The 7038-nt window shown below is 68.5% G+C and carries 7 protein-coding genes and 1 other RNA gene; 3 read left to right on the top strand and 5 right to left on the bottom strand.

What is annotated here, in order from left to right; genetic code table 11:
* The coding region (locus CHC08_RS47225; RefSeq protein WP_218825848.1) for a hypothetical protein at window positions 1-581 on the bottom strand (581 nt) is incomplete at its 3' end.
* Between the two features lie 207 nt (window positions 582-788).
* On the opposite strand from CHC08_RS47225, the gene CHC08_RS47220 reads away from it, so the two are divergent.
* Complete coding sequence (locus CHC08_RS47220) at window positions 789-1436, top strand: tyrosine-type recombinase/integrase (RefSeq protein WP_179282655.1); 648 nt, start codon at window positions 789-791, stop codon at window positions 1434-1436.
* Between the two features lie 53 nt (window positions 1437-1489).
* Here CHC08_RS47220 and rnpB read toward each other — a convergent pair.
* From rnpB to CHC08_RS47200, 4 genes are all read right to left on the bottom strand, one after another.
* Window positions 1490-1882: RNase P RNA component class A (gene rnpB / locus CHC08_RS47215), an RNA gene on the bottom strand.
* Between the two features lie 149 nt (window positions 1883-2031).
* Window positions 2032-3384, bottom strand: a complete 1353-nt coding sequence (locus tag CHC08_RS47210; RefSeq protein ID WP_089213880.1) for a bifunctional RNase H/acid phosphatase — start codon at window positions 3382-3384, stop codon at window positions 2032-2034.
* Window positions 3381-4121, bottom strand: coding sequence for a zinc ribbon domain-containing protein (locus tag CHC08_RS47205; protein ID WP_089213879.1), 741 nt, complete (start codon window positions 4119-4121; stop codon window positions 3381-3383). The genes CHC08_RS47210 and CHC08_RS47205 overlap by 4 nt, the downstream gene beginning before the upstream one ends.
* Window positions 4118-4954, bottom strand: a complete 837-nt coding sequence (locus CHC08_RS47200; protein ID WP_089213878.1) for a Nif3-like dinuclear metal center hexameric protein — start codon at window positions 4952-4954, stop codon at window positions 4118-4120. The genes CHC08_RS47205 and CHC08_RS47200 overlap by 4 nt, the downstream gene beginning before the upstream one ends.
* A gap of 80 nt (window positions 4955-5034) precedes the next feature.
* On the opposite strand from CHC08_RS47200, the gene CHC08_RS47195 reads away from it, so the two are divergent.
* The gene (locus CHC08_RS47195) at window positions 5035-6474 is read left to right on the top strand and encodes a flavin-containing monooxygenase (protein WP_089213877.1); all 1440 of its coding nucleotides are present in this window, start codon (window positions 5035-5037) and stop codon (window positions 6472-6474) included.
* Window positions 6475-6597: 123 nt separating this feature from the next.
* The coding region (locus CHC08_RS47190; protein WP_179282654.1) for a membrane dipeptidase at window positions 6598-7038 on the top strand (441 nt) is incomplete at its 3' end.

The raw sequence follows: 7038 nt of genomic DNA, 5'->3' as shown, positions 1-7038 counted from the left end.
CGGGCGGATGCGGCGACGCCCGCGAACTCCGTGGCCTCGTCCTGGAACTCGGAGACGGTCCACGTCGTCCCGTCCCAGTGCGTCACGCAGCCGCGCCGGCCATCGTTCGCGGAGGGGTCCTTGCAGATGCCGAACACCCAGATGTGGCCATCGGAGGTGGCAGTGATGTGCCGCGGCTCCACCACCCGCTCGGGCGTCGGCATCTCCTGCCAGCTCGTGCCGTCCCACCGCAACACGATCGAACTCCAGCGGGGCGGCCCGCACGGCTCGTACGGCCCGTCGGGGCGGTTCGGGGTGGGGAACTGTCGCTGTCCGACCGCGTACGCGGTGCCGTCGCGCAGCGCGACCACGCTGGAGAATCCGTCGCTGTAGGGATAGGCGTTGTAGTGAACCAGCCGCACATCACCTCCGGACGGCAGTGGCGGCGGCGTGGGGGCCAGGGTGGAACCCCGAAAGAGCGAACAGCTGCGTTCCGGCGTGGGCTCGGGCTCGGGCTCGGCGAGGTTCTTACTGTCCGCAGCCGAGCACCCGGTCAGCAGGAGAACTGCGGCCAGGATCGAGCGCATTGCTCGTGAGACCATGCGAGTAGCGTGCCAGGCCCCGGGCTTCCCATCTTGGTTCCAGGAGAAAAGTAATCAGTCGGTAGCTTCAGGGTTTCGCTGGGGTGGACTTCCTCAGTCGGCGAAACACCGACCTACGTCGAGACCATATATGTGATCTTCTCCAGCATCATGCGTGGAGCCGTGCGAGACAGCATGATCCGCCGCTCTCCCTGTGTCGACATCCGCTTGCCTGAGCCGGACAAGACCCCGATCCGGCTCCTCGCCCCCGCCGAGGTGATCGCGCTCTACCGGGCCATGCGACCCGACTACGCGCCGCCGGTCCTCCTGGGTGCCGCGCCCGGCCTTCGGCAAGGAGAAACGCTCGGTCTGGCCGTCGACCGGATCGACTTCGCCGAGGGCATGTTGACGGTGGACCAACAGGTCGTGGTGATCGACCGGAGTCCGACCCTGGCCTCACCGAAGACGCGGGCCTCCGTTCGCGATGTCCCGATGCCGGCCGTTCTCGCCGACGCGCTGGCCGAACACATCGACCGGCACAAGCCCGAGGACGTGCTGTTCCGAACGACGCGCGGCAATCTGATCCGGCGCGACTATTTCAACGCCGACATCCTGAAGCCTGCGATCTTCTCAGCCGGAGTGCCGGTGGACATGACGTTCCACGATCTGCGGCACACCTTCGCCAGTACGGCGCTCGCCGAGGGCGTACCCATCTCCGAGGTGTCCCGGTGGCTCGGGCATGAGTCCATCACCACGACCGTGGACCTGTACGGGCATCTGGTCCCGGAGGCATCCGAGCGGGGCTCGTACGGCGCTGAACAACGCCTTCGCCACGGCGCTCGGACTCACGTAATGTGCCCCCGTTGTGCCCTCTGAGCACTTCGATCTTGACGAGCGAAGGCTCCACCGCAGGTCAGGGGCGGATAGGGCGGACGAGTCGGCCTGTAGGCCGGGTTTTGTCCTTCACTTGCGTGAAGAGGCGACCATCCATCTAGGACCGACGTTGCCGTCGGCCTCAAGCGGTCTACCCGCGCGACTCGGGCGAGCAGCCCTCAGACGCCGCGCGCAGGACACTCCAGGGAGTGCCCCTTCTTGACCTTGCTCCGGGTGGGGTTTACCGAGCCGCCCACGTCACCGTGGGCGCTGGTGGTCTCTTACACCACCGTTTCACCCTTACCTCTCTTGCGAGAGGCGGTCTGTTCTCTGTGGCACTGTCCCGCGGGTCACCCCGGGTCGGCGTTACCGACCACCCTGCCCTGTGGAGCCCGGACCTTCCTCGGCGGGTCTCCGAAGAGACCCAACGCGGTCGCCCGGCCGACTCGTCCGCCGTGATCCAAGCCTAATGGCTCCTCACATGGTCTCCAACCGAGCGGCAAGCCACCTCGGGTCAAATCAAGTCGCCACCGGTCAAATATGGATCAAACGCCTCGAAGCGACACTCCCCCAAGGAAGCTCAAGCGAGACCGCCGGTTCAGTGCAGGTGCGAGGTGTCGTTGAACGCCTTGACCACGGCCGGCCCGTCGGCGTAGTACTCGATCAGGGACAGAGCCGCCAGATCGAGATGCATGCGGTACAGCGCGGCGAGAGGAGCCAGCAGCGCGAGCCGGAGCAGCATCTTGATCGGTGTGACGTGGGAGACGACGAGGACCGTCTTGCCCTCGTAGCGCTCCAGCAGCAGGTCTCTGGTCGCCTCGACCCGCTCCGCCACCACGCCGAAACTTTCCCCACCCGGCGGCGCGGCGGACGGATCCGCCAGCCACGCGGCGAGCTCGTCCGGCCAGCGGCGCTGAATCTCGGTGAACGTGTAGCCTTCCCAGTCGCCGAAGTCGGTCTCCCTGAGACCCTCCTCGACGATCACTTCCAGCCCGGCCCTCGCCGCGACGATCTCAGCGGTGACGCGGGCGCGCCTGAGCGGCGAGCTGACGATCGCCTGGAGGTTGTACGGCTTGCGCGACAACCTGACCGCGGCGGCCTCCGCCTGGGCGATGCCGTTGGGGCTGAGCTCGGGATCGCCGAGCCCGGAGAACCTTCGCTCGACCGAGAGCGGGGTCTCGCCGTGCCGGAGCAGAAGGAGCGAGGTCGCCACGGTCGTGGCCCCACGCCAGCCGGTGCCGGGACTCGTGGCCGCCGGCGTCTTCTCCTCCGGCGAGACCGGCGAATCCGACGAGTCCCGCGAGAGGTCCGCGGGATCGAAGAGGAGAAGGTCCTCAGCGGGAACGCCGAGATCGGTCGTGGAGCCGGGAGTCGCGGCCTGGTGGCTGGAACCTCCCGCACCCGGGAAGCCGGAGCGTCCCGCGTCCCGCGACCCGGAGGACTCGGCGACCGAAGAGCCGGAGAGCCTCGCACTCGAGGTGTCCGGGCCGCCACCGGAACTGCGGGGTTCGGAGGAGGCGCCGAGACGCCAGGGACGGCCCTTGGCCGCGGCGTCCATGGCCTCGTTGGCCAGACGGTCCGCGTCCTTGTTCTTCTCCCGGGGAATCCACTGCCAGGTGACCTTGAGGCGACGGGCCAGAGCCGCCGCTTCCAGCGCGAGTGGCCGCAGACCCTCGTTCTTGATCTTCCATCGGCCGGCCATCTGCTCGATGACCAGCTTGGAGTCCATCCGGGCCTCGACCACGGCGCCGTCGCCCGCGAGGTCGAGAAGCAACCGCAGGCCGGCGATCAGCCCGCGGTATTCGGCGACGTTGTTGGTCTGGGTGCCGATCGCCTCGGCGATCTCCACCAGCACCTGGCCGTCCACGGCGTCCTTGACCACGGCACCGTAGCCGGCGGGCCCGGGGTTGCCCCGGGATCCGCCGTCGGCCTCGATGACGAAGGAGGTCACAGCCCGGACTCCGCGGTACGGACCAGGATCCGGCGGCACTCCTCGCAGCGGATGACCTCGTCGTGGGAGGCGGCCTTGATGCGGTTGATCTCGGCGATGGACAGGCTCGTGCGGCAGCCGCTGCAGCGGGCGCCCTGCAGCCTCGCCGCGCCCACTCCGGACTGCTCCCGGATCTTCTCGTAGAGCGCGAGCAGGTCGGCCGGGATGTCGGCGGAGGTCTCGTCGCGCTTGGCCTGGACCTCGCCCTTCTCCTTGTCGATCTCGGCGAAGGCGGCGTCTCTGCCGTCCTCGGCGACGCCGCGGGTGGCCGAGAGCTCGTTGCGCTCGGCGACGAGCTTGGTGACCTGCCCGTCGGCCGCCTCTCGGCGCTCCATGATCTCCAGCACGACCTCTTCCAGATCGCTCTGGCGGCGGTTCAGGGAGACGATCTCGGACTGGAGGCTGGCCAGGTCCTTCGGGGAGGACACCTGGCCGGAGTCGAGGCGTTTCTGGTCGCGCTCGGCGCGGATGCGGACCGAGTCGACGTCGGCCTCAGCCTTGGTCTGCTCACGAGCCAGGTCACTCGACTCGGTCTCGGCGCCGATCACCTGAGTCGCGATCCGGGCCACGCGGGCGGAGAGCTCGTCGATCTGGGCCAGCTCTGGCAGGGTGCGGCGGCGGTGGGCCAGCCGGTCGATGACGGAGTCGAGTTCGGCCAAATCGAGCAGACGCTTCTGAGCTGCCGGGGCTGCTTTCACTTCAAATCCTCGCACTTTGCTGTTGTATTCCAGGCGTCCGTGACCGTCTCGGATACGCGCGTCTCAACAGTAATCCCCTTCGCGGCCGATATGGACGTCAGACGCCGCGCCGCATCGGTCAGCCAGGGCCATTCGGTGGCCCAGTGGGCGGCGTCGATCAGCGCGGGACCGCCGGAGGTCTCCATGAACTCGGTGGCCGGGTGGTGGCGCAGGTCCGCGGTGAGGAACACGTCCACTCCCGCGGCGCGGGCCGTACCGAGCAGGGAGTCTCCCGCTCCCCCGCTCACGGCGATCCGCTGGACCCGGCGGTCGAGGTCTCCGGCGACCCGCAGGCCGCCCGCCGTGGCGGGGAGCCCGTCCGCCGCCTGCCGGGCGAACTCGGCGAGGGAGACGGGGGCGGACAGCGCGCCGACACGGCCGAGGCCGCGCCGGGGATCGTCCGCGGAGGGCTGCAAGGGGGTGAGCGGACCGGTCAGGCCCACGGCGCGGGCCAGCGCGTCGGAGACGCCCGGGTCGGCGACGTCGGCGTTGGTATGGGCGGTGAAGAGGCCGACGTCGTTTTTGATCAGCTTGTGGATCAGGCGGCCCTTGAAGGTGGTGGCCGCGACGCTCGTGACGCCGCGCAGGTAGAGGGGGTGGTGCGTGACGATGAGGTCGGCGCCCCACTCGATGGCCTCGTCCGCGACGGCGGCCACCGGATCCACCGCGAACAGGATCTTTCGCACCTCCGCCGCCGGGTCCCCGCAGACGAGCCCGACCGCGTCCCACGACTCCGCCCACGCGGGGTCGTAGATGGATTCGAGCTCTCGGATGACGTCGGCAAGCGTAGGCACGTGCGCAGACTACCGGCCTATTTCCCGGCGCAGGCCCATCGCCTAATGTAAGTGGATCCTGACACCCGGAGGGTCGGCATATGAGCCTTACTGTCGCGATCATCGGTGCCGGATTCGGCGGGCTGTGCATGGCCATACAGCTCGAGAAAGCCGGAATCCGCTCTTACACGATCTTCGAGAAGGGAGCCGACGTCGGGGGCACCTGGCGCGACAACACCTATCCGGGGGCGGGGTGTGACATCCCCTCGCATCTGTACTCTTTCTCCTTCGAGAAGTACTCGAGCTGGACCCGTCGATACCCCGGGCAGCCGGAGATCCTCGACTATCTGGAGACCTGCGCCGACAAGTACGGCCTGCGCCCGCGGATCCGGTTGAACACCGAGGTCACGGCCGCGTCCTTCGACGAGTCGCTGGGCAGGTGGCGGGTCCGCACCACGGCCGGGGAGGAATTGTTCGACGTCGTGGTGTCGGCGGTGGGACAGCTCAACCGGCCCCGGATGCCCGACATCGCGGGAACCTCGGACTTCGAGGGCGTGTCCTTCCACTCCGCCCGCTGGGACCACTCCCAGGATCTGACGGGCAAGCGCGTGGCGGTGATCGGGAACGGGTCGTCGGCCGCGCAGTTCATTCCCCGGGTGGCCGAGGTGGCCGGGCAGGTGGACGTCTTCCAGCGGACCCCCAACTGGGTGATCCCCAAGATGGACGCCGCCTTCGGCGACACCCTGACGACGGCCTTCCGCCGCATGCCGTCCCTGCATCGGGGCTACCGTGAGTGGCTCTACCGCTACACCGAGGGCGCCCTCTATCCGGCCCTGGCGGGTGGCTGGAGCACCGGGCTTCTGCGCAAAATCGCTCTGGGCCACCTTCACGACCAGGTCCCCGACCCCGAACTGCGGGCCAGGCTCACCCCCGATTACCCGATCGGCTGCAAGAGGATCGTCATCGACAGCGCCTTCTACCCCGCGCTGACCCGGCCCAACGTGAACGTCGTCACCGACCGGATCACCCGGATCGCACCCGGAGGCGTCGAGACCGCCACGGGCCTTCACAAGGCCGACGTGATCGTCTACGCGACCGGCTTCCACGCCTCCGACTTCCTGGCTCCGATGGAGATCACGGGCCGTGAGGGGCGCCGCCTCGATGAGGAGTGGAAGGACGGGGCGGAGGCCTACCTGGGCATCGCCGTGCCGCGCTTCCCCAACCTGTTCATGGTGTACGGGCCCAACACCAACCTCGGTCACAGCTCGATCGTCTTCATGATCGAATGCCAGGTCGGATACATCATGGGGTGCCTGCCGTACATCGCGGGGAGGGGGTCGATGGAGGTCAGGCCGGAGGCGATGGACACCTGGCGGCGGAGCCTGGATCGGGCCATGGGTAAAATGATCTGGCAGGCGGGCTGCACGAGCTGGTACAAGAACGTGGCCGGCCGGGTGACCAACAACTGGCCGGCGGCCACGACCGTCTACCGGCGGATCACCAAGGAGCCCCGGCCCGGGGCGTTCCGCTTCGCACGCTGACCCGGCCGGGCACGGACCCAGATCTTCACCGTTGGTGCCGCGCCCTCACTCATCCGGGCAAGGAAACCGCACTCTCGATAACGTCATGGCGAACGAGAGTCACCCGCGCAGAAGGGCCCTTACGTGTCCACCGACCTCCACCGCGACGCCGTGGTCGCCGATACCCACAACGATCTGCTGATGGCGGTTACCGCCAGGCCTCCGGAGCGGTGGGCGTCGTTCTTCCGTGAGCGGTGGCTGCCCCAGCTGCGTGAGGGCGGGGTGAATCTGCAGGTGCTGCCGGTCTTCATCGACGATCAGTATCGGCCCGAGGGGGCGCTCCGGCAGACGCTGCGCATGATCGAGTGTGCGCACACCTTGGCCGAGGGCAACGCCGATGCGGTGCGGCTGTGCACCGACGGAGCGCAGATCGACGCGGCGCTCGGCGAGGGGCTGATCGCCCTGGTGCTGGCGCTGGAGAGCGCGCCGGGCCTGGATGCGAGCGTGGAGTTGCTGCCCACCGTGCACCGGTTGGGGGTGCGGGTCGCCTCGATCGCGCACTGGGGCCGTACCGCGCTGGCCGAC

The sequence above is a fragment of the Streptosporangium subroseum genome, assembly GCF_900188345.1.
In the GTDB taxonomy this organism is placed as follows: domain Bacteria; phylum Actinomycetota; class Actinomycetes; order Streptosporangiales; family Streptosporangiaceae; genus Streptosporangium; species Streptosporangium subroseum.
This window is presented reverse-complemented; position numbering and strand designations above follow the sequence as displayed.

Bases quoted from the DNA above. Each gene is read 5' to 3' on its own strand.
- CHC08_RS47195 (WP_089213877.1), top strand. From the start codon at position 5,035: ATGAGCCTTACTGTCGCGATCATCGGTGCCGGATTCGGCGGGCTGTGC.